The sequence below is a fragment of the Actinokineospora xionganensis genome (assembly GCF_014323725.1).
GTDB classification, from domain to species: domain Bacteria; phylum Actinomycetota; class Actinomycetes; order Mycobacteriales; family Pseudonocardiaceae; genus Actinokineospora; species Actinokineospora xionganensis.
Window position 1 is genome coordinate 289,615 of sequence record NZ_JABVED010000005.1, and the last position, 24,544, is coordinate 314,158.

The 24,544-nt window shown below is 69.6% G+C and carries 18 protein-coding genes; 8 read left to right on the plus strand and 10 right to left on the minus strand.

Translation table 11 applies throughout. The features are described 5' to 3' along the window. Positions 1 to 279: 279 nt before the first annotated feature. The 4 genes from GPZ80_RS11815 to GPZ80_RS11830 are packed head-to-tail and all read left to right on the plus strand — an operon-like array spanning position 280 to position 9,349. On the plus strand, positions 280 to 8,121 hold the full coding sequence (locus tag GPZ80_RS11815; protein ID WP_187220349.1) for an RICIN domain-containing protein: 7,842 nt from the start codon (positions 280 to 282) through the stop codon (positions 8,119 to 8,121). Then, positions 8,121 to 8,558, plus strand: a complete 438-nt coding sequence (locus tag GPZ80_RS11820; protein WP_187220350.1) for a DUF2750 domain-containing protein — start codon at positions 8,121 to 8,123, stop codon at positions 8,556 to 8,558. Before GPZ80_RS11815 ends, GPZ80_RS11820 begins: the two co-directional genes overlap by 1 nt. Positions 8,559 to 8,602: 44 nt before the next feature. Beyond that, on the plus strand, positions 8,603 to 9,115 hold the full coding sequence (locus tag GPZ80_RS11825; RefSeq protein ID WP_312880265.1) for a cupin domain-containing protein: 513 nt from the start codon (positions 8,603 to 8,605) through the stop codon (positions 9,113 to 9,115). A gap of 24 nt (positions 9,116 to 9,139) precedes the next feature. Continuing rightward, positions 9,140 to 9,349 (plus strand): hypothetical protein, encoded by a 210-nt coding sequence (locus GPZ80_RS11830; RefSeq protein WP_187220352.1) that lies wholly within the window; start codon positions 9,140 to 9,142, stop codon positions 9,347 to 9,349. A gap of 6 nt (positions 9,350 to 9,355) precedes the next feature. Here the strand turns inward: GPZ80_RS11830 and GPZ80_RS11835 are convergent, their stop codons facing one another. The 4 genes from GPZ80_RS11835 to GPZ80_RS11850 are packed head-to-tail and all read right to left on the minus strand — an operon-like array spanning position 9,356 to position 13,547. Beyond that, complete coding sequence (locus tag GPZ80_RS11835; protein WP_187220353.1) at positions 9,356 to 9,886, minus strand: SRPBCC family protein; 531 nt, start codon at positions 9,884 to 9,886, stop codon at positions 9,356 to 9,358. A 32-nt stretch (positions 9,887 to 9,918) separates the two neighbouring features. After that, positions 9,919 to 10,953: an ABC transporter ATP-binding protein gene (locus tag GPZ80_RS11840; RefSeq protein WP_187220354.1), complete on the minus strand. Its 1,035-nt coding sequence runs from the start codon at positions 10,951 to 10,953 to the stop codon at positions 9,919 to 9,921. Then, positions 10,950 to 12,518 (minus strand): ABC transporter permease, encoded by a 1,569-nt coding sequence (locus tag GPZ80_RS11845; RefSeq protein ID WP_312880266.1) that lies wholly within the window; start codon positions 12,516 to 12,518, stop codon positions 10,950 to 10,952. Before GPZ80_RS11845 ends, GPZ80_RS11840 begins: the two co-directional genes overlap by 4 nt. After that, positions 12,519 to 13,547 carry an extracellular solute-binding protein gene (locus GPZ80_RS11850; protein ID WP_187220355.1) on the minus strand — a complete coding sequence of 343 codons (1,029 nt, stop codon included), beginning with the start codon at positions 13,545 to 13,547 and terminating at the stop codon, positions 12,519 to 12,521. A gap of 157 nt (positions 13,548 to 13,704) precedes the next feature. On the opposite strand from GPZ80_RS11850, the gene GPZ80_RS11855 reads away from it, so the two are divergent. Next, positions 13,705 to 14,118: an organic hydroperoxide resistance protein gene (locus tag GPZ80_RS11855; protein ID WP_187220356.1), complete on the plus strand. Its 414-nt coding sequence runs from the start codon at positions 13,705 to 13,707 to the stop codon at positions 14,116 to 14,118. A gap of 8 nt (positions 14,119 to 14,126) precedes the next feature. After that, positions 14,127 to 14,558 (plus strand): MarR family winged helix-turn-helix transcriptional regulator, encoded by a 432-nt coding sequence (locus GPZ80_RS11860; protein ID WP_187220357.1) that lies wholly within the window; start codon positions 14,127 to 14,129, stop codon positions 14,556 to 14,558. Positions 14,559 to 14,597: 39 nt separating this feature from the next. Here GPZ80_RS11860 and GPZ80_RS11865 read toward each other — a convergent pair whose 3' ends face one another. From GPZ80_RS11865 to GPZ80_RS11890, 6 genes are all read right to left on the minus strand, one after another. Then, positions 14,598 to 14,786 (minus strand): hypothetical protein, encoded by a 189-nt coding sequence (locus GPZ80_RS11865; RefSeq protein WP_187220358.1) that lies wholly within the window; start codon positions 14,784 to 14,786, stop codon positions 14,598 to 14,600. A 266-nt stretch (positions 14,787 to 15,052) separates the two neighbouring features. Then, positions 15,053 to 15,220, minus strand: coding sequence for a hypothetical protein (locus tag GPZ80_RS11870; RefSeq protein WP_187220359.1), 168 nt, complete (start codon positions 15,218 to 15,220; stop codon positions 15,053 to 15,055). A gap of 478 nt (positions 15,221 to 15,698) precedes the next feature. Further along, on the minus strand, positions 15,699 to 16,733 hold the full coding sequence (locus tag GPZ80_RS11875; protein ID WP_187220360.1) for an NlpC/P60 family protein: 1,035 nt from the start codon (positions 16,731 to 16,733) through the stop codon (positions 15,699 to 15,701). 10 nt (positions 16,734 to 16,743) lie between these two features. Beyond that, entirely contained in the window at positions 16,744 to 17,226 is a 483-nt protein-coding gene (locus tag GPZ80_RS11880; RefSeq protein ID WP_187220361.1) for a poly-gamma-glutamate biosynthesis protein PgsC/CapC, read from the minus strand. Beyond that, positions 17,226 to 18,647 (minus strand): poly-gamma-glutamate synthase PgsB, encoded by a 1,422-nt coding sequence (pgsB, locus tag GPZ80_RS11885; protein ID WP_187220362.1) that lies wholly within the window; start codon positions 18,645 to 18,647, stop codon positions 17,226 to 17,228. Before pgsB ends, GPZ80_RS11880 begins: the two co-directional genes overlap by 1 nt. Further along, on the minus strand, positions 18,644 to 20,851 hold the full coding sequence (locus GPZ80_RS11890) for a HAMP domain-containing protein (protein ID WP_187220363.1): 2,208 nt from the start codon (positions 20,849 to 20,851) through the stop codon (positions 18,644 to 18,646). The genes pgsB and GPZ80_RS11890 overlap by 4 nt, the downstream gene beginning before the upstream one ends. Before the next feature lie 189 nt (positions 20,852 to 21,040). On the opposite strand from GPZ80_RS11890, the gene GPZ80_RS11895 reads away from it, so the two are divergent. Together GPZ80_RS11895 and GPZ80_RS11900 are read left to right on the plus strand one after the other, a co-directional pair. Beyond that, positions 21,041 to 21,988, plus strand: coding sequence for a hypothetical protein (locus GPZ80_RS11895; RefSeq protein WP_312880267.1), 948 nt, complete (start codon positions 21,041 to 21,043; stop codon positions 21,986 to 21,988). 52 nt (positions 21,989 to 22,040) lie between these two features. Continuing rightward, positions 22,041 to 24,506, plus strand: a complete 2,466-nt coding sequence (locus GPZ80_RS11900; RefSeq protein WP_187220364.1) for a CapA family protein — start codon at positions 22,041 to 22,043, stop codon at positions 24,504 to 24,506. The last annotated feature ends 38 nt before the right edge of the window (positions 24,507 to 24,544 follow it).

Consider the following 24,544-nt stretch of genomic DNA (forward strand, 5'->3'; position numbering starts at 1 on the left):
GTTCACCGGCTCCAGGTCTGCCTGAGATGTCATCTCGCCCAGCCGGTGTAGGCCATTCGGCCGTCAGGGCCTTCGCTTTCCATGCCAATTCCGGCATGTTGATCTCTGTCCGGTGTGGACACTCCCACCTTGTTTTGTAGCAACGACAATCGCCGCGTTACCGCTCGGATTCGGTGATGGTCCTCACCCGTTCGGTCGCTTGCCGTGAGCCCATCCCGCGATGCAGGATTCCGCGCGTCTGGCTGTGCGATCTGTCGCACTGAACTGGGGAGCTTTCGAATGAGACGTCACTTCTGGCTGCATGCTGCCCTTTTGCGCTCGGCCGCGCCGGACTGCTCGGCAGGACGGTTCCATCGATGGCTCTCCGCGTTCCTCATCGCGGTGCTCGTGCTCAGCCTCGAGGTCGGCGCGGTCTCGCCCGCCTCCGCTGAGCAACCCAAGCCCGCGCCCGCACCGGCGCAGGTCGACGAAGCCGCCGACATCCCCTCGGCGCGCGCGACGGCCCGGTTGCGCGGCAAGCGCATAGAGGCCCTGTCCGAGCGCACGGAATCCACCTCCACCTGGGTCAACCCGGACGGCACCCGGACCACCGAACTCAACGCGGGCCCCGTGCGGGTGCGCAAGGGCGACACCTGGGTGCCGGTCGACCTCACCCTGGTGAAGAACGCCGACGGCACCATCCGCCCGACGGCCCATCCCCGTGACCTCGCCATCGCGGGCGGGGGCGCCGCCACCCAGCCACGCGACCTCGCCTCGGTGACCGCGGGCGACGGACAGGTCGCCCTGCAGTGGACCGGCCCGCTCCCCGAACCGGTCCTCAACGGCGACACCGCCACCTACCCCGAGATCCAGCCCGGCATCGACCTGCAGGTCAAGGCCACCCGGACCGGTTTCCAGCAGTTCCTGATCCTCAAGCGCAAGCCCGGCAAGCCCGTCTCCTTCACCATGCCGCTGCGCGCCGACGGGGTCTCCCTGCGCACCGACGCCGACGGCAACACCGATGTCGTCGACAAGGCCGGGACCACGGTCGGCTCCGTGCCCGCCGCGCAGATGTGGGACGCCCGCATCGATGGGCAGAGCGGCCTGCTCGCCAAGCCCGCCAAGGTCAAGCAGCGCAAGGACGCCAAACCCAAGGTCAAGACCGCCCAGGGCAAGGACCGTGAGACCGTCGACATCACCGTCGAACCCGCCGACGGCTTCCTCGACGACCCGAACGTGAAGTACCCGGTGACGATCGACCCGGGCGCGACCATCTGGGCGAACTTCGACACCTTCACCCAGTCCAACATCACCAGCTCCGACCAGTCCGGCATGGGTGAGCTGCGCCTGGGCACCTACGACGGCGGCACCACGAAGGCTCGGTCGTACCTGCACTTCGACATGAGCCAGTTCCGCGGCACGAAGATCATCGAGAGCAAGCTCTGGCTCTACGCCACGCATTCGTGGTCGTGCAGCCCGGCCAACTGGGAGGTGTGGAGCACCCCGCTGGTCGGCACCGGCACCCGCTGGTCGAACCAGCCCGCGCCGTGGGCGCACTGGGCCACGCCGAACGTCACGACGGGCTACAGCACGTCGTGCAACGACGCCTGGGTGAACGTCGGCATCACCAACCTGCAGCAGGCGTGGTCGGACCAGGGGTTCACGAACGCGGGCGTGATGCTCAAGGCGGCCGACGAGGGCAACTCCTACGGCTGGAAGAAGTTCTCCTCCGCCGAGGGCGGCGCGGTGCCGCACATCGACGTCACCTACAACACCCAGCCCAGCCCGGCGACCGGCCTCAACGTCAGTGACCGCGGCGACCACGGCGGTGTCGTCTACACCCGGTCCCTCACCCCGACGCTGAGCTACCCCGTCAACGACCCGGACGGCGACGTCCTGCACCCGACGTTCTACGTCTACGAGGGCGACTCGCTCATCGCCACGCACTCGGTGGGTGCGGTCAACTCCGGCGGTGTGGCGACCTGGAAGCTGCCGGAAGGCCTGCTGCAGAACGGAAAGACGTACAAGTACCGCGCGTCGGCGCATGACAGCCGCATCTGGGCCGGTGACGGCTACGTCTCCATCCGCAACAAACTCGGCGGCCGCGCGATCGACGTCCCCGGCTGTTCCACCGCCGCGGGCACCGTGCTGCACATCTGGGACTACTGGGGCGGCGGCTGCCAGCGCTGGAACATGACCCACCTGGGCGGCAACACCTTCGCCTTCGGCGGCCGCGACGCCGGTCACGCCATCGACGTGGCGAACTGCTCGGTGGACAACGGCGCGAGTGTGCAGATCTGGAACTACACCTACGGAAACGTGTGCCAGCAGTTTATCCTGGAGAACGTCGGCAACGGCGAGTACAAGATCCGCGGCAAGCACTCGAACAAGGCGCTCGACCCGATCGGCTGCAACGGCAACAACGGCTCCCGCCTGGTGATCTGGGACGCCTACGCGGCGGACTGCCAGATCTGGCGGCTCGACGTCGCCCCCGACTCGGGCGTCACCGTGCAGTGGCGTGACTTCACCGTCGACACCAGCGTCCCGGGCGCGCCGTTCGTGTCCTCTTCGGACTACCCGAGCGACAACGGCTGGCACAAGGCCGCCAACCAGGCGGGCACCTTCACCTTCACGCCGCCGACCGGCGTGACCGATGTGGCGGGCTACGTCTACGGCCTCGACGTCACCCCGGCCACCGAGGTCGCCGCGGGCGCGGACGGCAAGGCCACGCCGTCGATCACGCCGACCACCGACGGGCAGCACCTGCTCAACGTCCGCACCAAGGACAAGGCGGGCAACCTCTCCGCGATCGTCACCTACAAGTTCAACGTGGGCCGCGCTGGCCTGGTGCGCCCGTCGGACGGGTCCCGCGTCGTGTCCCGTGTCCCGCTGCAGGTGCAGGGCGAGTCAGTCTTCACCCACGTCAAGTTCGCCTGGCGCCGCGGCCCCGGCGCCGCGGTCGAGGCCGACATCCCGGCCGCGAACCTGACCAAGGCCGACGGAACGCCGCTGGGCGCGGGTTTCGTGCCGCTGTCGAGCCTGGGCGGCTCGGCCACGTGGAACGCCGCCGACACCCTGGGTCTGGCCACGGGCGTGGTCCAGGTCAAGGCGATCATGGCCACGGACGCGGCGGGGACCGGCGCCTACGCCACGGTGTGGCGGACGGTGACCGTTGACCCGAGCGCGGAGGGCGCGGAGTCCGAGGGCATCGCCGACGGCTCGCTGAACCTGCAGACCGGTGACTTCTCACTGTCCACAACCGACGCCCAGGAGTTCGGTCTCTCGGTCTCGCGTACGTCGTCCTCCCGCGACCCGCGGGCGGGCTTCCAGTTGCAGCACCAGCGGTTGACGACGAACCAGCAGAAGTTCTCGACCGACACAACCGGTGTGACCGCGCCGACCTCGGTCATCTCCCGCGCGACTGCCCGCGGGCACGACAGCACTGATTCCCTGTTGGTGATACCGCAGTCCTCCGGCACGATTTCCGACACGTTCGCCTCGCTCGGCGGGGACATGAACGAGGGTTTCAAGCTCGGCATGCGCGCCGGGCGCACGTACCGGATCTCAGGCTGGGTCTATGTGCCCGCGGCAACCGGCCTCACCCCGGTCGACGGCCGAGGTCTGCGCATCGTCGGCTACCACAAGAAGAGCGACGGGACCTACGTCGGCACGTCGAGCCCCAAGCCGAAGCTCACCGACGGTTGGGTGCAGGTCAGCGTCGACATGGCCGTCCCGGTGGGCGCGACCGAAGCGTTCATCCGCCTGTACAACGGGTTCACCGCGGGCAGCGGCAAGCAGGTCTACTTCGACGACCTGTCGGTCCGCGAGATCACCGCGCCGTTCGGCCCGCAGTGGGAGACCGGCACGTCCGCGGACTCCGCGGCGATCGACTACACGCGGTTGGACTTCCCGCAGGAGAACACCGTCCAGGTCGAACTGGTCAGCGGCTCGAAGGTGTGGTTCACCAAGGCCGCCAGCGGCGCCTACTTCCCCGAGCCCGGCGCCGAGGACCTCACCCTGACGATGGAGGGCGCCAACTACCGGCTCACCGAGACCGACGGCACCGTCACCATCTTCAGCCAGGCCACCGCGGGCGGACCGTTCCTGGTGTCGAGCACCACCCCGCCCGCCCAGGCGGCGACGACCCGGTACGCCTACGAGTCGGTCGAGGACCAGGTGCGGATCAAGCGGGCGATCGCCCCGCTCGAACCCGGTGTGGGCGACTGCACGACGCCGACCCCGGCGCGGGGCTGCGAGGTCCTGGAGTACGACTACGCCGCGTCCACGACCGCGACGTCCACCGCTGTCGGCGACTTCACCGGCCAGGTGCGCGCGGTGTCGGCGTGGACGACGAACCCGGCCAACGGGGCCTCGGAGAAGATCGAGGTCGTCCGCTACGCCTACGACGACGCGGGCAGGCTGCGCGAGGCCTGGGACGCCAGGCTCTCCCCGCCCCTGAAGACGCTCTACGGCTACGACACCGCGGGCCGGGTGATCCGGGTCGACGCGACCGGTGACCTGCCCTGGTTCTTCGACTACGGCAAGGTCGGCAACGACACCAACGAGGGCAGGCTCCTCAAGGTCCGCAGACAGAGCCTGCGGCAGGGCACCGCCGACGTCGTCGACGGCGAGATCGCGACGACCGTCGTCTACAACGTGCCGCTGACCCGCGGCGCGGGCGGGCCGTACGACCTCGACGGTGCGGCGGTCGCGGCCTGGTCGCAGACCGACGTCGCCAGCGACGCCACCGCGATCTTCGGCCCCGAGGACCCGGTGTCGACGCACAACGCGTCGGCCACCGCCCCCGGCCCGGATGGCTACCGCGCGGCGACGGTGCACTACCTCAACGCCTCCGGCAAGGAGGTCAACACCGCCACCCCCGGTGGCGACATCGACACCAACGAGTTCGACCGGTTCGGCAACACCGTGCGCGTGCTCGAAGCGTCGAACCGGGCGCTCGCCCTCGGTCTCACCCCGGGTGCGGACGCGAAACTGGCGGAGCTGGGCCTGGCCCAGTTCGACACCAAGACGCGTGCCATCTGGCTCGACGGCCAGACGACCTACAGCGCCGACGGTCTCGACGAGCTCACCTCGCTGAGCCCGATCCAGCGGATCGCACTCGACGGCGACCCGGGCCAGTTGGTCAACGCGCGCGCCAAGACCGCCAGCACCTACGACGAGGGCAAGCCGGACGGCACCGCGTACCACCTGGTGACCACCGAGCGGACCAGCGCGCAGGTCGTCGGCATGCCGGGCGACCAGGACGTCAAGGTCACCAAGTCGTACTACGACCCGCAGATCGGCGGGGTGTCCGGCTGGGGCATCCGGCAGACCACGAAGGTCGTCCTCGACGCCGAGGCGCCCGCGGGCTCGCTGGGCTCGGCGAGCACCGCGGTCCGCTACGACGCCCAGGGACGGGCCCGCGAGTCGCGCAAGCTCGACTCGAACGGCACGGACGCGGGCACCACGCTGTCCGTCTTCTACACGGCGGGCGCGAACACCGAGGACGCGTCGTGCGGCAACCGGCCGGAATGGGCCGGGCAGCCGTGTGTCACCAAGCTCGCGGGCGCGATCACCGGCCACGACCCGTCCCGGATGGCGGGCGAGCTCTCGGTCAAGCGCGTCGAGTCCTACAACCGCTTCGGCGAGCCGGACCGGATCGTGGAGACGGCCGCGGGCAAGACCCGTACCACCGTCACCACCTACGACGGCGCCGACCGCATCCAGAGCGTGCAGATCACCGGTGACATCGGCACGCCGGTGCAGACCATCAGCACCACCTACGACCCGAACACCGGTGACGCGCTCACCACCTCGTTCGCCGACGGCACCACGGTCCGCCGCCAGTTCGACAAGCTCGGCCGCGTCACCCGCTACACCGACGCGGACGGCGCGTGGACCGCGTCCGAGTTCGACCGGTTCGGCAAGCCGGTCAAGGTGACCGACTCGCTGGGCACCACGCAGACGTTCGCCTATGACCGCGCGGCCGAGCCGCGGGGCCTGCTGACGTCGATGACCGACAGCGTGGCGGGCACGATCTCGGTGAAGTACGGCCCGGACGGCCAGATCGTCGAGCAGGGCCTGCCCGGTGGCGTCAAGCTCGCCGTCTCGATGGACCCGACCGGCACCCCGGTGTCGCGGACCTACACCCGGGCGTCGGACTCGACGCTGATCGCGGCCAGCTCGGTCGTGGCCAACATCCGCGGCCAGATCATCCAGCAGAACGGCCCGGCGTCGTCGAAGACGTTCACCTACGACCGGTGGGGCAGGCTCACCAACGCCAAACAGGTGTCCTCGGCCACCGGCAACTGCACGGTCCGCACGTACACCTACGACCGCCGGTCCAACCGCACCGGCAAGTCCACCCGCGGCGGGTCGTCGACGACGTGCCCGGGTGAGTCCGACCCAGCGGTGTCCGAGACGCACACCTACGACTCGGCCGACCGCATCACCGACGCGGGCTACGTCTACGACGCCTTCGGCCGGATCACCTCGACCCCGTCGGGCGTGACGAACACCTACTTCACGAACGACCTGGTGGCGGGCCAGGAGACGGCCGACTCCAGGATGTCCTGGACCCTCGACCCGGCCCTGCGCTTCCGCCAGTTCACCGCCGAGAAGAAGATCAATGGCGCGTGGGCCAACGCGGTCACCAAGGTCAACCACTACGGCGCCGACGGCGACGACCCCCGGTGGATCGCCGAGGACGTCACCCAGTCGAACAACGTCACCCGCAACGTCGAGGGCCCGGACGGCGACCTGGCCGTCACCACCGGCCTGACCGGCGGCGCGACCCTGCAGATGGCGTCCCTGCACGGTGATGTGATGGCGACGGTCCCGGTGGACCCGGCCGCCGGCACCATGACCGGCGCGGTCACGGTGCTCGACACCGACGAATTCGGCATGCCGTCCGCGGAAACGCCCGCGTCGGCAACGGCCCGCTACGGCTGGCTCGGCGGCAAACAGCGCTCGGCGGAAGCCCTCGGCGGCGTCGTCCTGATGGGCGCCCGGCTCTACGACCCGGCCACGGGCCGGTTCTGGCAGCAGGACCCGGAACCGGGCGGAAACGCGACACCGTACGACTACTGCGGCGGCGACCCGATCAACTGCACCGACCTCGACGGCCGGTGGGGCTGGTTCAAGAAGGCGGTCAAGGCGGTCGCGAACGTCGTGGCGAGAGTCGCCGAGGTCGCCGCGTATATCCCCGGACCGATCGGAACCATCGCCGCGGGCGTGTCCGCTGTCGCCTATGCGGCCACCGGCAACTGGTCCAAAGCCGGCGAGATGGCTCTGACGGCGGCGGCGAATCTTGTCGGCGCGGGTGCGATCGTGAAGGTCGGAGCCAGGGTCATCAAGGCCGGGGCGAAGACCGCGTCCAAGGCGTCGTCCAAGGTAGGAAAGGCGAACCGCACCGCCGGGGCGAGTTGTCCGATCGGAAACTCGTTCACGCCCGACACCAGGGTGTTGATGGCGGACGGCTCGACCTTGCCGATCTCCGCCCTCCAAGAGGGCGACATGGTCGCGGCAACCGACCCGGCTACCGGTGTCACCCAGGCCGAGCCGATCGTCGAGGTCATTGTCGGCCACGGCACCAAGCACCTGGTGCAGTTCGCGATCGACGGTGGAGACGCGCCGATCACGGCCACGGCCAACCACCCGGTCTGGGTCGACGGCAAGGGCTGGGTCGACGCGGCGGGCATCGGAATCGGTGACCGGGTGATGCTGCCGGACGGCTCGACCGCGTCTATTCGGTGGACCCGCGACCTCGGCACCATCGAGGACCAGCTGGTCTTCAACCTCAACGTGGCGGTTGTCCACACCTACACCGTCGTGTCCGGCGACGCGGCGGCGGTAGTCCACAACGCCAGCAAGTGCCCGGGTCCGCGAACCCGCCAGGCACGGTGGCGCCAGATCATGAATGATGACAAGGTGTCGAAGTCCGTTCGTGGGATGCTGAAGAACAAGGCCAGGCAAGGGAAGCGGCTGAGCGTCCCGGGTATGGTCCTTGCTCATCGCCGCACCCATGAGAATGCCCGCGGCTGTGGATATGGTTGCGCCTTGATGCAGACCGTGAGAAACCACAAGCTGCAACACAAGCACGATAACTATGGCAAGAAACTGCGAAGGAAGAAGCAGATCTGATGTCGGAACGTTGGCGTCCAGACCATGTAGCGCCACTGCCGGAGCGGGAAATCGCTGCCCTTCTGGCCGCCGACGGCCGTGCGCGCACCAGGTACTTCCTGTCCAAGGCCATCGACAACGCGTGGGTGTGCGCTTGGGGTGACCAGGACGGTGTGACCATGTGGGAGGACTCCGAAGGGTCGGAGACCATCGCGTTCTGGCCGCATCCCGTGTACGCGGAGCGCTGCTATGAAGGCGACGAGGACCGGAATGACACCGATGGGCCGTTATTCTATCGGCTCGACCACGTCCTCACGGTGTCGTTGCCGATCTTGCGTGCCGATGGAACCAAGATCGGGATTTTCCCGGTGGGAAACACATTCGCGGATGTGCTGTCCGTTGACGATTTCGCCTCGATGATGGAGTCCGCGCTGGGCGGAGTAATCGACATCTCGTGACGTTGGTTGGTGGTGCTCGGGCACCGAGAATGGAGCGGGGACACGTGTCTTTCCTGGGTTCACGCTCGGCAGCTGAGTCGGCTAAGCCCTACCTCGCCGACACTGGCGAGGTCGGTGGCATCTACCGGCAGGCGGGTGAGGTCGAGGCCCTCGAACGCCCGACGACGACGGCCCGGTTCGTGGCGCCCGGGTCGGTGACGGAGGGCAGGTTCGGGCTCTTCCGCTGGCAGATGGCGCCGCGTGCGGGCGGTCCCGGGGCGCATTTCCATCGGACGTTCTCCGAGTCGTTCTACGTCATCGGCGGGACTGTGCGGCTCTTCAACGGGGAGACCTGGGTCGACGCCACGGCCGGGGACTTCCTCTACGTCCCCGAAGGTGGCATCCACGCCTTCCGCAACGACTCCGACGAGCCCGCCGACATGCTGATCCTTTTCGCGCCCGGCCCGCCCCGGGAGCGGTACTTCCAGGAACTCGCCGAGGTCGCCGACAAGGGACTGGAACTCAGCCACGAAGAGTGGGTCGACCTGTGGGCCCGGCACGACCAGTACATGGTGTGAGGACGTCCGCCTAACCTTCACACCATGAAGCACGTCGTGACGATCGAGCTGCGGGAGATCAAGCCGAAGCAGCTGCGCAAAGCACTGGCCGAACACCTTCGGCGGCAGGGCGTCGACGCGCGGGACGTCGACGCCATGGGGACCCGTGATCTCCTCGGCGAGGTTGTGCACGAACTGACCTCGCAGCTGGCGGCGATCGTCGAGGACACCGCCGAACTCACCGTTCGGGGCTGAACAGTCCTATGTAGACGCCACGGGCGCGGGCTCCGGGACCGTCCAGCCGATCTGGTTCGCCATCCTGGTCAGGGTCTGCAGCATGTTGTCGCGCAGCATCTGCGCGCGTGCCTCGACGATCGCGTCGGCGTGGTCCGGGTTCTGCGCCGCCAGCGTGACCAGGTGGCTGCCGCCGTGGCCGTGGGTGAAGGTGTGCGTGATCAGGGTCCCGCCGTCGGGCAGGGTGCAGAGCTCATAGCTCCAGGTGGACGAGGGCTGGTCGGTGTCCTCGTCGAGGCCCTTCACCACCCAGGTCACCATGTTCGGCTTGGCCACGGCGACGATCTTCCCGGTGACGTTCCAGGTCCAGTCGCCCATCTGGTTGGTGGCCTCGAATTCGGAACCGGGGCCAACCGGCGCATCGCCCAGCCAACCGGCCTGGACGCATTCCGGGCTCCAGGAAGCCATGCGGGGGATGTCCGAGAGGACTTCCCACACCTCGCTTGCCTTGGCCTGGACGGGAAATTCGACCGCGATCTTCATCTCGGTGATCTTCACAGTCCGAGTATGCCTATCGAGGTCGCGGCTGACTACGAATCATGTGTAGATCGTGTGTCTTTCATAGGCGCCGGATAGAATCGGCCCCGCCCGGACACCCTGATCCGAACGTTGTCACCTTCGGCGATGCGCAGGGGAGCGGGGACACGGGAAACCAGTTCGGTCTCACCCGCCAGCAGCGTCACCGTCGCGTCGTGGCCGTGGAAGCTGGTGCGCAGGACCTTGGCGATGACGCCTTCGCCGTCGAGGTCGGGGTTCACCTGTTCCGGCCGCAGCAAGACGGTGCCGGACCCGGTCGCCTCGGCGGTCAGGTCGATCGTGCCCAGGGCCGACGCCGCCGAGCCGCCGGAGGCGACCGCGGGCAGCAGCACCGCCTCACCGACGAAGGTGGCCACCCCCAGGTCCACCGGCCGCGAGTACACGTCGTCCGGCGGTCCCGCCTGCACCACCACGCCGTCGCGCATCACCGCGACGACGTCGGCCATCGACAGGGCCTCGTCCTGGTCGTGGGTCACCAGCAGTGCCGTCGTCCCGGCGGCCCGCAGGACCCGGCGGACGTCGGCGCGTAGGTCGGCGCGCAGGCCCGCGTCCAGGGCGGAGAAAGGCTCGTCGAGCAGGACGAGGTCCGGGGCGGGCGCCAAGGCGCGGGCCAGGGCGACCCGCTGCTGCTGGCCGCCCGACAGCTCGGCGGGTTTGCGCTTCTCGAAACCCGCCAGGCCGATCAGCTGGAGCATCTCCGCCACCCGCTGCGCCCGCCCCGCGCGCGGCAGGCCGTAGCCGACGTTCGCGCCGACGGTCAGGTGCGGGAACAGCGCGCCCTCCTGGGGCACCACCGTGGCCCGGCGACGTTCCGGGGCCAGCGACGTCACGACCCGGCCGCCCAGCTTCACCTCACCCGCCATGGGCCGCAGGAACCCCGCCACGACCCGTAGCAGCGTCGTCTTCCCACAGCCGGACGGGCCCAGCACCGCCGCCAGCGAACCTGAGGGCACAGTGAGGTCGACACCGCGCAGCACCCGCGTGGCGCCGTAGCCCGCGGTCAGCCCGGTGATCGTCAGCTCGGTCAAGACTGTGCTCCTCGCGTAGCCGAATCCAGCACGGCGTCCTCCGGCCGACCCGAGCGGAACACCGACACCTCCAACAGGATCGCCGGCACCGCCGACACCGCGACCAGCAGCGCCGCATATGGCGCGGCCTCAGCGAACGCCGACACCCCGGTCTTGGTCCACAGCGCCGTGGCGAGCGTGTCCGCGCCGGTCGGGCGGAGCAGCAGCGTCGCGGGCAGTTCCTTCGCGCACGTGATGAACACCAGCGCCGCGCCCGCCGCGATGCCCGGGGCGGCCAGCGGCAGCGTCACCGTGCCGAACACGCGCGCCCGGCCCCGGCCCAGCGACCGCGCCACGTCCTCGACCCCGACCGGCGCCGACGCGACCGCGGTGCGCACCGAGCTGATCGCGATCGGCAGGAACAGCGCCGCGTAGCCCAAGACGAGCAGCGGGGTCTGCTGGTACCACGGCTGCGCGAACCGCACGCCGAAGAAGACGAGCGCGAGCGCCACCGTGATCCCCGGCAGCGCGTGCCCCGCGTAGGCGGCCAGCTCGACCGCCCGCACCGGCCGCGACGAGTGTCGCGCGGCCAGGAAACCCACCGGCACCGCGAGCACGATCGTGGCCAGCGCGCCGAAAGCCGCGAACTGGACCGTCGTCGCGGTGGTCGACACCAGCGCGCCGGTGTCGATGCTCGTCCGCCCGACCCCGAGCCACTTCACCAACGCCCCGAACGGCGCGCCCAGCGACACCACCACGATGGCGCCCAGGCCCAGCAGCACGGGAACGCTCGCCGCGCGCAGCCGGATGGGTTCGGCCTGCCGGGCCACGCCGGGGCCGAGCCGGGCGGACGTGGTGCCCCGCATCCGCGCCTCGGCCAGGGCCAGCAGGATCGCCAGGACGACCAGCACCACGCCGATCACCGCGGCGGGCGTGCGGTCGAAGCTGCCCGCGTACGCGGTCTGGATGCCCAGGGTGAAGGTCTCGTACCGCAGCAACGACACCGCGCCGAAGTCATGCAGCACGTAGAGCGCCACGAGCAGGCCGCCCGCCACCGCCGACGGCCAGATCCGCGGGAGCGTCACCTTGAGGAAGGTCTGCCACGGGCCGTGGCCCAGCGAGCGCGACACCTCTTCGAGCGCCGGGTCGGCCGACCGCAGCGCCGCCGCGACCGGAAGCAGCACCAGCGGCAGGTTCGTGGTCGTCAGCGCAAGCCAGGCGCCCGGGAATCCGACGACGTCCATCGACAGCCAGGCGAACCCGGCCACATACGAGGGAACCGCCAGCGGGAGTACCAACAGGACTGTCCACAGGCGACGCAGCGGCAGCGCGGTTCGGGTCACCGCCCACGCCGCCGCGGTGCCCAGGACGACCGCGCTGACCGCGACGGCGGCGAGCAGGGTCACCGTGTTCACCGTGAGCTCGGCGGTCCGCGAGCGGGCGGCGATCGACCAGAAGACGTCCCAGCCCTGGTCGGTGGCCCGCAGGACCAGGTAGACCAGCGGCAGGACCGCGACGACGACAGCGGGCAGCGCCGCGAGCAACCAGCCGGTCGCCCGCGGTCGCGCCGCCGACCGTTGGACCACTTAGAGAAGTCCGACCTGGCGCAGCAGCTCAGCGGTCTTGGGCAGCGACTGCAGGTCGGCGAGCTTGAGGTCCGGCGGCTGCAACTCACTCAGCGGCACCAGCTTGTGCTCGGTCGACGTGACGCCCGCGCGCACCGCGTACTCGGCGGTCTTGTCGGCGAAGTACTTCTGCGACTCGGGGGACATCAGGAACTCGGCGAACTTGTCGGCCAGTTCCTGGTTCTTGCTCGACTTGAGCACCGCGACACCCGCGGCGTTGATCAGCGCGCCCGGGTCGTTGCCCTTGATGAAGTGCAGCTTGGCGCTCATCTTGTCCACGCCGACCTGGTGTGCCTTCTCGTACCAGTAGTAGTGGTTCGTCAGGCCCAGGGCGAGCTTGCCCTCGTCGGCGGCGTCGCGGATCTTGATGTTGTTGTCGTACTTCTGCGGCTCGTTGGCCTTGAAGCCCTCGAGCCACTTCTTGGCGCCGTCCTCGCCGCGCATCACACGGATCGCGGTCACGAAGGCCTGCCAGGAGGCGTTGGAGGGCGCGAAGCCGATCTTGCCCTTCCACTTCGGGTCGAGCAGGTCGTCGATGCCCGCGGGCAGGTCGGCCTCAGCCACCTGCTTGGGGTCGTAGATGACCGCGCGGGTCCGCAGCGACGTCGCGACCCAGGTGCCGTCGGTGCCGCGCCACTGCTCGGGGCTCGCGTCCAGCACGGACTGCGGGAGCTTGCTCAGTCGGCCCGCGCTCGCCAACGCGCCGAGTGCGCCGGCGTCCTGGGAGAAGAACACGTCGGCGGGGGAGCGCTCGCCTTCCTCGGCGAGTTGGCCCGCGAGCGCGGCGGTGTCGCCGTAGCGGACCTCCAGCTTCGCGCCGATGGCTTTCTCCGCCTTGTCCAGCAGGGGCTTGACCAGGTTCTCGTTGCGCCCGGAGTAGACCGTGAGGACGGGACCGTCGCTGCCCGGCTCGGTGCCGCAGCCCGCGAGGGTCGCGCCGAGAAGGGTGGCCAGGATCGTCGCCGCCAGCCGGGTGGATCGGAGTCCCATTGCTGCTCCCGTACCGAGTGAGGTGATGGTGAGGTGAGGCTAACCTTCAGCTCGCATTTTTACCGCATCGGGTGACGGGTGCCGCACAACACATTTGATTGTGCACAACTTAATTGCCCGCTAGGTTTGTGTCATCGAACTTCCCGAGGAGGCAACTGTGCAGGCTCTCTACGAAGCCAGGGCGACCGCGACCGGGTCCGGACGAGGTGGCCGCGTGCTCTCATCCGACGGTGCCCTCACCGCCGACCTGGCCGTCCCGACGAGCCTCGGCGGGCCGGGAGGCGGCACGAACCCGGAGCAGCTCTTCGCCGCGGGCTACGCCGCCTGCTTCCACAGCGCGCTGCAGCTCGTCGCCCGCAAGGCGAAGGTGCGGATGCGGGATTCGCAGGTCAGCGCCGTGGTCGGGCTGGGAGCGGTCGGCGGCGGCTATGGCCTGTCGGTGACTCTGGAGATCTCGGTCCCCGAGGTGGAGCGGTCCACCGTGGACGAACTGGTCGCCGCCGCACACCAGGTGTGCCCGTACTCGAACGCCACGCGTGGCAACATCGACGTCGACCTGGTCGTCGTCTAGGGAGCCTGATGGCGCAACGTGATCCACTGGCGTTGGAGCAGCAGCTCTGCTTCGCCCTCTACACCGCGTCGCGCGCGCTGACCGCGCGCTACCGTCCCCTGCTCGACGACCTGGGGCTCACGTACCCGCAGTACCTGGTCATGCTGGCCCTGTTCGACCGCGGGCCGCTGACCGTGAAGGACCTGGGGCAGGCGCTGCACCTCGACTCCGGCACCCTCTCACCGCTGCTCAAGCGAATGGACGCCGCCGGCCTGCTGCGCCGCACCAGGAGCGCCGCCGACGAACGCAGTGTGGTCGTGGAACTGACTGAGACCGGCGAGGCCCTGCGCCCGAGGGTGCGGGAGATCCCGCGAACGGTGTTCCGGGAACTGGACACGCCGCTGCCGGACCTGATCGACCTGCATGCCCGGCTGACCACGTTCCTCGGCAAGCTGGACTAGAACCGCGACAACGAGCTACCCACAGGGCGTCCGCGCACTCTAGCGCCGCGTCCGCCGGATGCGCTCGATGCGGTCCTGCTCAACCTCGGGATCGCTGATGCCGAGCTTCACTCGGCGAAGCAGGCGATTCTCCATGTGGTCGGCCAAGGGCTGGTCCGGCCACTTCTTCCACAGCGTCGAGACGGCTTTCGACAGCGCCCCCCGCGGACGTGTTTCCGCTGTCTCCACCGCCTCCTCGGCCGCAGGTCCCAGAGCCGTTCCCAGGAGCTGGCTTTCCCGCCGCCGATCAGCCCGGTTCGGCTGTCGTTTGCGCCGGCGGACGCTCTTGCGCGGAGCCTTGTTGTTCGCCCGTAGGCGTCGCGTCGGTCCTTGGCGTAGCTCAGCGCCTTCTTCTCCTGCGGAGACTTGGCCACGATGGATCACCTCGACTCAGGCCGGATGTGGCGGCCACGTTAGCCGGGGATCGGCCGATCCGAGAGCGACTTTCCGAAACCTCAGCCCTCGGCGCGTTCCCTGGCGTCGTAGGCGAGGTCGCTGTAGTCGGGGGCGGGCTCCGTCTCGTTCAGTGCGACGAGTTCCTCCCGCTTCACCCGCTCGGGCAGTGAGCCGAACCGGGCATACCGGAGGAAAGCAAATTCCTCGTCACTGAACTTCTCCGCCACCTGACCTCCCCTGTCACCGCCGAGTGTGTCGTATCTCGACGTCCAGGGCCACCACCGCGATGATCCTGGAAGTGGACCGCTGATACTCCGCGTAGCTCGGCATCGTCGCGGTCGCGACGTACCGGTCGGCGTCACGGGCATAGACCAACGCGGTGCGGCGCGTTCGCCTGAGTGGCGGCCGCGGGTGGTGAGCGAGGATCACGCCGTCGCGCGCCAAGTCGTTGTGCCGCGCCGGATCGCGGACAATCGCGGTGACCTCGTGTCCGCGGCCTAGGATCCAGAGCCCGCCGGGCACGGCGACTGTTCGCTGACTCCGCTGGGGCGCAGTCTGTTGAAGCCGATGGCGGTGGCGTGCGAGTGTTCGCGGGGCACTGGGACGAATTGCTCGACGCGCGCGAGTCCAGTGGCGGACACGCGCACAGAACCGGTGTCGTCGGGGGTCTCCGCCTAGCTTGTCCTGCCACTCGACCCGCGAAATTCACAGTCGGCGGGCGGCCCGCCAGGCGGTCGAGTAGTGGCCGCCGTCGTCGAGCAGGGACGTGCCGCCGACATCGCCCAGGGTGGGGCCGTCGATGCGCTCCCGGCTGGAGATGAACCGGTGGTGGCCGCCGTCGTCGATGCCGATGTAGATGCCGACGTGGTCGAGCGTCTCGGGACCGTCCTCGACCTCGAAGAACACGAGGTCGCCCGGCTGGAGCACCCCGTACGCCGATGCCCTCGCCCGCTTGTTCGGCACGAGTTCGACACCGGGTCCATGATCGGCGATCGCGTACGCGCGCCGCGGTAGACCCGGACCGGGGTCGTTGGTTCCCAGCAGCGGCATTCCCATGCGGTAGCCGTAGACGAGCCGGACGAAGCCCGAGCAGTCGACCGCGCCGTAGCGACTGCTGTCCGGATCTCCCTTGGCGTCTGGGAAGCTCCACGGCTTGCCCAGGTAGTCGAAGAAGTCGGACTGTTCCTTGCGGCCCGCTCCGGTCGCCTTCACCGGGCCGAATGACGCGTCCCCGCGATACCGGACGCCGTCGCCGTCCTTGTCCGCCGGTGCGTCGATCACGTACTGCGTGGCGACTTCGAGTACGTCCGCGCTGGTGTCGGCGCGCGCCTTCGGGAACCAGTCGGCGAACCACGCCGCGGTCTCCTGCCCGGCCTGCCACGGCTGCGGCGCCAAGCGCACCCAGGTCGTGGTGTGTACGGCGGCCTTGGTAGCGGCGGGCTCGGCGAAGGTCCGCTTCGGCCCGTCGAGCGTCACGGTTCGGGCGCCGTCGGTGAACACGGCCAGCACCCTGCCGCCCTCGCGCACCACGGTCCGAGCGGGGCCGGTCAGCCGGTCGAAGACCAGCGGGGTGCCTGCCGGCTGCGCCGCGGACGGCGTAGTTCCGGCGCCGATCGTCGGTGGCGGCTGCGGCCTCGACGGGTTGGTCAGCAGCCACACGGCGAGCGCCGCCAATGCGACCACGACGACCAACGAGCCCACCGCCACACCGGTGGCGGGCCTGCGTGTCGCGTTCGACATGACCGTCTCCTCAGATCGTGGGGACCAGGCCCGCTAGGACACCGCTGGCCAGTACCCCGAATCCAGCGGCGCTGACGGTACCTGTCGCCGCAAGGGTCACCAGCGGGGGTTGCCTGACCAGCTGGTAGGCGATCAGACCAGGCACCACGAAGCCCAGTGTCTGGTGGGCGAACAGCAGCGGGAAGTCCTTTTGGATCAGCAGGAACAACGTCGTCTGGAAGAGCACGCCGGTCAGGACGACGGCGGCGAAGAGCCGCTTGCCGTAGAGGATGACGACCTTCTGCAGCAACTTCACCGCGCCGTAGGTCAGGCCGCTCATCAGCACGACGATCGCGGCACGGCGGTAGTCCTCGACCAGGGTGAGCGCGAGCCACCCGGGGGTGATCATCCCCCCGGGGGAGAGATTCGTGATCAGGTAGCAGGCAAGGGAGAACACCAGGCCGATGGCCAGCCCGAGGGTGGCCACCTCGGGGGGCAGGGTCGCGCTGTTCATCATCGTTTCCTGGGTCGGGCGTGGTCGTCGGCCCGCGTGGACGCGGGCGTGACGAGCTCGGTGAGGGGGTCTTGGTAACTGGGCTTCGCCCGTGGTGCTCTGGCGTTCTCGGGCAGAGGTGCGGGTTTGCGAGGAGTCTCGGTGGCGTCCGCCGGGCTGTACAGGTCGCCGCGGACAACCACGGTTCGCGCGGGTCGCGCGGGCGCCCGGGCGGCCGCCGTCGGGACTGGGGAGCGAGGCTCGGCGGGCAGCTCGTCGAGGGTGCCGAGCTCTTCGAGCAGCAGTTCGCCCTGACCGTGGATGTTGCCGACCGTCACCACGGCCGCCTCGTCATCGATCCCGTCGAGCACGGTGTCGAGGAGTTCCGCCGCCGGACGTGAACCGCCGAGGTCGACCACTCGGTTCTGCCAGTCGGCCGCGATCGTCACCCGGGCGCTGCGGGTCGGCTCACCGATCAGGATGATCCGGTCCGGGTCGATCTCGGCGACGATGGCGCCCATCTGCCCGTTGCGTTCGACCCGGTCCGGCCTGCAGTTGATCACCAGGTGCAGCGGCCGCTCGATCGCGCCCTGGTCGAGCAGCCGGTCGATGTTCATCAGCGTGGATTCCGGATCGTTGGCGGCGAAGACGTTGGCCAACCGGACGATCTTGTCGCCCGCCGCGTACCGCTTGACCGACAGCACACCTGGGTCCGGCCTCGCCGCCCACATTCCTTCCAGGGCAAGGCTCCGGTTGACCCCGAGCAAGTCCGCGACCGTCAGCGCGATCGCCACGTTCTCCTTGAAGGTGACCCAGTTGAAGCCCGCCATCTCCTCGTCGGTGACCGACTCGGGGTCGACCGCGATGAGCTCGCAGTCGCGCTTGGCGGCCTCGGCTCGCAGAATGTCGAGTCGGTCGCGCTCCGCGGTGACACAGATCCCCCCGAAGGGCATCGACCGGCTCAGCGAACGGGCCACGTCGTCGAGCGTGGGCCCCATCTCGGCGAGGTGGTCCTCGCGGACGTTGCACAGGACGCCGATCGTGGACTTGATCAGCTTGGCCTGGTTGATCTCCTGCAGGTCGGGCATCACGGCCATGCACTCGATGACCATGACGTCGGGCTGGTAGGCCGCCGCCCGGCGCACGATGCCGATCTGCTCGACGATGTTGGCGATCCCGAATTTGCGGTAGACCGGCTCCTCGCTGCCGTCCGGGTGAATGAACCGGGCCGCCGTGCCGGTCGTCTTGGCCGCGGTCACAAGTCCGCCGCCGCGTAGCGCGCCCGCGCACAGCCGGGTGATGGAGCTCTTGCCGCGAATACCGTTGACCAGTACTCGGTGCTCGATGCTCGACAACTGGGCGAAATGTCTTCGCTGTTCGATGAGGCCCGCGCCGAGCATGCCCATGGTCATGGTGACCAGGACGATGAACAGGTACGTCATCGGCTCCCGCTCCCCGAACGGGCACTGGGTCTGCGTGCGGGCAGTTGGCGGGGCAGATCGACGTTGGGGACGTTCGCGGACTTCGCTGGCTCGGGCTTCTCGACCGGCCGCATGAGCGTGGTCTCCTCGTTGGCCGAACCATGAGGCCTGCGGACCTCGCCGAGCCGACCGTGTCCGTCGTTGACGGCCTGCCTGCACACCTCCAGACAGGAGGCGATGGTTCCGATCTCGTCGTGGCGCTGGGGGTAGATGACCGCGTCAGCATCCCCGGCGGCCAGGCGGTCGGCCGCTGCCGCGACCCGGCGCAGCGGGTTGACCAAGCCGAACAGATGCCAGCCGAACATCAGCGCCGCGAGCAGGACACCGATCAGGGCGACCAACTCGGCCTGCTTGCGCAGGTTGTTGGCGGACAGCGCGAGCTCGGCGACGGGCGCTTCGGCGACGACCGTCCAACCGAGTTTCCCGGCGTCGCCACCGGACAGCGCGGCCGACGCGACGATGGCCTCTCTCGTCCCGACCATGCGGACCTCGGCGATCACGTCGCCGCGCTGGGCCCGGACCACGCTGTCCCGCAGTCCGAGGTCGGTGACCTGCTCGAACGCCACGTAGCCCGAGGTCGCGCTGATCGTGCGGAACTCGGCGTCGACCAGGCGGGCGCGGCCGGGCGCGAGAGCGAGCACGGCGGCGATGTGGTCGATGTCGAACTCGCCGACAAGGGTGTGCTTGCCGTCAGGCAGCGGCACATGGGCGAAGATCACCGGCACGCGCCCGCTGCTGTTCTGCTGGCGGATGCCCTGCTTGATCGGAGAGCGCTCGGTGGCACGCAGGGGAGTCCGGCCGACGTGCGCCAGCGCGGCGCCGGACTTGTCGACGAGGTAGACGCTGCGGTAGCGGGACTGGCCTTCGGCCAGGCGCTCCGCGGAGGCACGCACGGCGTCGTGGCCATCGGCGCCGGACAGCGCCACCACGTCGGCGAGGTCGGCGAGTCCGTCGTTGACGCTGCGGCGCAGTGCGTCGCCCGCCCGGTCGGTCTGCGCGCGCAGGCTGGTGACCAGCACGTCCGGGACTGGTGCGGCGTGATCGTTGAGCAGCGTCACCACGCCCGCCGACCAGCTGACGACGGCCACGGCCGCCACGCTCACCACGACCATCGCGGGTATCCCGCGCGGCCGGGTGCCCGGATCTTCGCTGTCGGTCAGCTCGGCCCGGCAGGTTTCGACCGCGGCGGCGATCCGATTGGTCTCCCGGGTCCCGGACGTGCGCACCGGGGCGTCGAGGTCGCCGCCCGCCACGGCGAGGGCATCGGCCCGCAGTCGGCGAACCGGTCGGACGACGAACAGGCGTACGAGAAGGAAGCCGCCGATCACGACAGCGGCGAGGAGAAGGGCGGGAATGGTGCCCGAGCCCCCGACGGCCGTCCCGTCAACCGGGACATAGCCGACGGTCACGACGGCGAGATCGAGGCGGTGGGCGCCGCCGGAGGCGGTCACCGCGGCATAGGCGACGGTCGCCCGTGTGTCCGCCCCACCCGGACCGAGCAGGCTGCCGCGGCCGCTTTCCCCCGCCGCGTCACGGCCCGCCTGTGCCACGAGACCGTCGAGCGCGGGATCCGAGGGGGGGAGCGGGGCACGGCTCACGCCGATTGCCTGGCCGGCGAAAGTAGTGAGGTGCAGCGACTGGCGCAGTGCGGGGTCGGGGTCGGCCTTGGGGAGTTTGAGCACGCTGGTCGCCACCAGCACGCGGTCGTGGGGCAGCGACACGCTGGTGATCAGCAGGAGATCGCCGTTGCCCGCCACGACGGTGCCAAGGGCGTCGGCCGGGTCGGTCGCGACGGCGTCGATGGGCACCTGCTCGCCCCGGGTGGCGACAAGAGCGCGGTCGGCACGGTTGAGCACGGCCGCCCCGCGCCAGCGGGACTGCTGCACCAGTTTGTCGAGCAGGTGCTCGACCGGCTGCTCCGCCTGGGCCGAGGTCGCGAGCCGCAGGTCGCTGAGCGATTGGGTCGCTGACGCGCCCGTCGATCGCGCGGTGTCGGCGGCCAGCCTCTCCTGGCTGTCGACGAACGCGCGCGGCACCTCGTCGACGGCCCGCCCGTCGAGCAGCACCTTGCTCAGACCCGCCAGCGCGAGTAGGAGGATCAGCAGGCACAGCGAGGGGATGGCGACACCGGAAGGGAAACCACTTTCCGGGATCTGTGATTCCAATCTTCTGCCGTCACCGCGCGCGATCCTGCTCCGTCGTTTCACTGTTGCTCCGACATTTCACTAGCCCCCAGTTAGCCCACCGCGAGTACGCAGCGCGCGGCGGGCCACATTCTGCTACACAGATCAAGAGTCAACGCCACTCGTGCGGGTGAATTAGGGCACGTGCGTGGCATGCATACACTACCGACAGTGAAAACCAATTCTCAGCGCGGTCGCCGGTGGGCCCTGGGTGTGGCCTTGGTCGCGACGGCCGCGTTCCTGGTTCACATCGGCTTCGGGATCGACGGACCCCGACCGGGCGGCGACGACACCTCCGGGGTGGACGGGCCCGAGGATCTGCGTCAGGACCTGGCGGACTACGTCGCCGCGCTGCGCGACGACGCGCCCTATCGGACCCCGCGCCGGGCGGAGAGCCTGTTGCTCGCCGAGACCATCGACCAGCTCAGCCAGGGCACCGTCGCGGATGTCTCCGCCGTCGCCAGACGGGTGGACGACCTCGGGTACCGGGTGCGCGCGGGCATCGACAGCTCGACCGGCCGGTCCTTCCTGTTGGCCGCCGACGCCTCGGATGACGAACGCGCCTGGGGCATGTACGTCATCGACCTGTCGCGACCCACCCGCCTCGTCGTCGAGGTGCCCCACCCGGCGTTCGACCTGCACACCGAGGAAATCGGGTTGGAACTGTTCCGTCGGACACCGGGCGCCGTCCTCGCCGTCGCGGGCACCCACCGGCGCGTCGACGACGGCGCGGGCGACGTCGCGCACCGCTCGGACTCGATGTTCCACGTGGTCACGGCGCGGCTGGCCGAGCGTGGCCTCCCGCAAGTGCAACTGCACGGTTTCCACGACGGGACGCTGGACAAGGCCGACATCGTGTTGTCCGCGGGTGTCGGCCGGGCGGGCGCCGGGCTGCGCCGGGCGTCGGAGCGACTCGACGAGGCCGGCATCCGCGTGTGCGAGGCGTGGTCGGACCACTGCGGGGCGCTGGAGGGCAGGCGCAACCAGCAGGGCATCCACGCCGCGGAACAGGACGCGCCGTTCGTGCACGTCGAGATGAACCGATCGCTGCGCGAGGACCGGGAAGGCCGAGCCGAGGCGGTCCGTATCCTCGCCGAGGCCGACCTCGCCCGCGACTGACCTCACTGGCCGTCCGGACCAGAACCACCCGACCTGAAGGAGAACCGCCGCGGTGCGCACTGCCCTCGCCCGATACAAGTGGCTCGTCGCGGTCGTCGTCGTGGTGGCCTTGGTGACGGCCCTGATCGTCCACGTGAGGTCGGGCGACGACTGTGAAGGCTGCCTGCGCGCGCAAGGTGGGAGCACCATTGAAGCGAAGATCGCGGTGGTGGGCGAGTCCGGCGAGCCGATCAAGGGCGCCAAGGTCACCCTGCACGGCATAGCCGAGGCAGAGGGCGTGCTCAGCACCGACGACCGCGGCGTCGCGACCGTGCCCGTGCTGTCGGGGCCCGCTGTCGCCGTCATCGAGGCAGACGGCCACCTCACCGAGCCCATCTCGATCGGGTGGTCGGATTCGGGCAAGGAAATGTCGGTCCGGCTGTTCGCCCGCACCCCCAACCGGTTCACGATGCACTCCGCGGGTGATGTGATGTTCGGCAGGCGGTACGCCGATCCGTCGCAGGAGAAGTCCGGCTCCCGGTCCGGTGCGCTGATCCCAGCCGACGCGGCGGCGGCGGGCGCCGAGCGGGTGGTCGCCGCGGTCGCGCCGATGTTCGGCGCGACCGACTTCAGCACGGTCAACCTTGAGACGGTGCTCAGCGACAAGCCCGCCGAGGCCGCGTACCCGGGCAAGCGATTCCCTCTCAACTCCGCGCCAGGAACGGTCGCCGGACTCAAGGCGCTGTCGGTCGATCTCGCCGTCCTGGCCAACGACCACGCGCGTGATCTGCTGGACGCGGGCATCGCGGACACCCGGCACACGCTGGGTGCGGCCGGCATCGCGATGGTGGGCGCGGGCGCCACGGCCGACGAGGCCGCCGCGCCGCACACCCGTGAGCTCAACGGGTCGCCGATCACTGTGTTGGCGTACACGACCGTCGACGGCTCGTTCGTCAACGCCAACTTCCCTACCGCCAAGACACGCAAGCCCGCCGACCTGCCGGAGAAGGACAACTGGCAGTACGAGGCCCGTCCGTGGGGCTTCGCCGAGGCGAGGATCCCGACGGCGCCGCGCCGGATCGGCGACGCGTGGGAGCAGTTCCGCGCGGCGGAACCGCGGCTGGCAGAGGATGCCGTGGGCAGACTGTGGGCCTCGATGACGCAGGTGTACCCGGAAACCCAGGACTGGGTCGCTCGGCGCGGCCACGGCGGCGCCGCCCGCTGGGAGGGCACGAAGTCCGAGGAACAAATCCGGGCCGCGTCCAACGGCGTGACAGTCGTGCAGGTGCACAGCGGACTGGAGTTTCAGGACGCGGAGGCGGCTGACACCCGCGAGGTGGCCCGCAAGGCGATCGACGCGGGCGCGGACATCGTCGTCGCCCACCACCCGAACGTGTTGCAGGGCGTCGAGTGGTACAAGGGAAAGCTCATCGCCTACAGCCTCGGCAACTTCGTGTTCGACCAGAACTTCCTCAGCACGTTCTCCAGCGCGTTCCTCCGTACGGTGTGGGAGGGCGACAGGCTGCTCGAAGCGCGACTGTTGCCGGTCGAGATCGTGGACTACGTCCCGGTGCCACTGACCGACCGTGCCGCCGCGCGGGTGCTGACCGGCGTCTGGGAGCGCGGCTTGCTGACGGCCGAGTCATATCGGGAGTCGGTCGAGGTCCGCACGCGTGCGGTGAGACCGGACCCGGACAGCGTCTTCGCGCAGATCGCGATCGAGCGACACACAGGAGTGATCCAGCAAGGCGACGCGGCCGAGCGGGAGGTCAAGGTCGCGCTGGGTCCGCGGGAGACGGCGGATCTCGGCGACGTGGTCCCGGTGACCGCCTTGACCAAGCCAGGCGCGGTCGGCGGTGTCGACATCGGCCGTGACCTGTTCGGGTGGGGGCATTTCGAGGACGAGTCCGCCGACAACAGTGTCAGCGAGGCTGCCCACTGGAGCATCAACAGCAACCAGGAAGGCGCCCAACCGGGGCCGACGCCCCAAGGCTTGCGGTACCTGCGGATGCAGAGCCATGGAAGTGACATCGTGCAGACCCGCACGATCGCTCGCGTCTCGCTGCCGAGGCATCGGCTGTTCGAAGTCCGCAGGGGCAAGCCGGTCGGGGTGGACCCGGTCCCGTCGTACTCGCTGACCGCGATGGTGCGCCGGGCGACGACGGCCGCGCCGGAGGTGCGGTTCGAGGTCTACCACTTCGACGACAGCAATCCCACCGAGGATCCCTCGACCCGGGCCGTCGCCAGTCACGTCAGGCCCATCGACGTCCCCGCCGACGGCGCGTGGCACCGGGTCGTCATCGACCTGACGACGGCGGAACTTGACGCGGGTGCGGTGCAGGGGAACACGGTCATGCCCTATTTCCGTCTGGGGAGCGGTGACGGGGGCCGCGCCGCGTGGGTCGAGATCGATGATGTGCGCTTCATCGAATGGCGGGCCGCGGAGGGCATGAGTGGCACGCTCGCGCCGCTCACCATGGTCCGCAACCGGGCGGACGCGGCGACGGAGTTGCCACTGTTCATCCGGGAACCCCGCTAGCGTTGGCGGCGGAGTCTGTCGGTGGGCGAGGCTAGCTT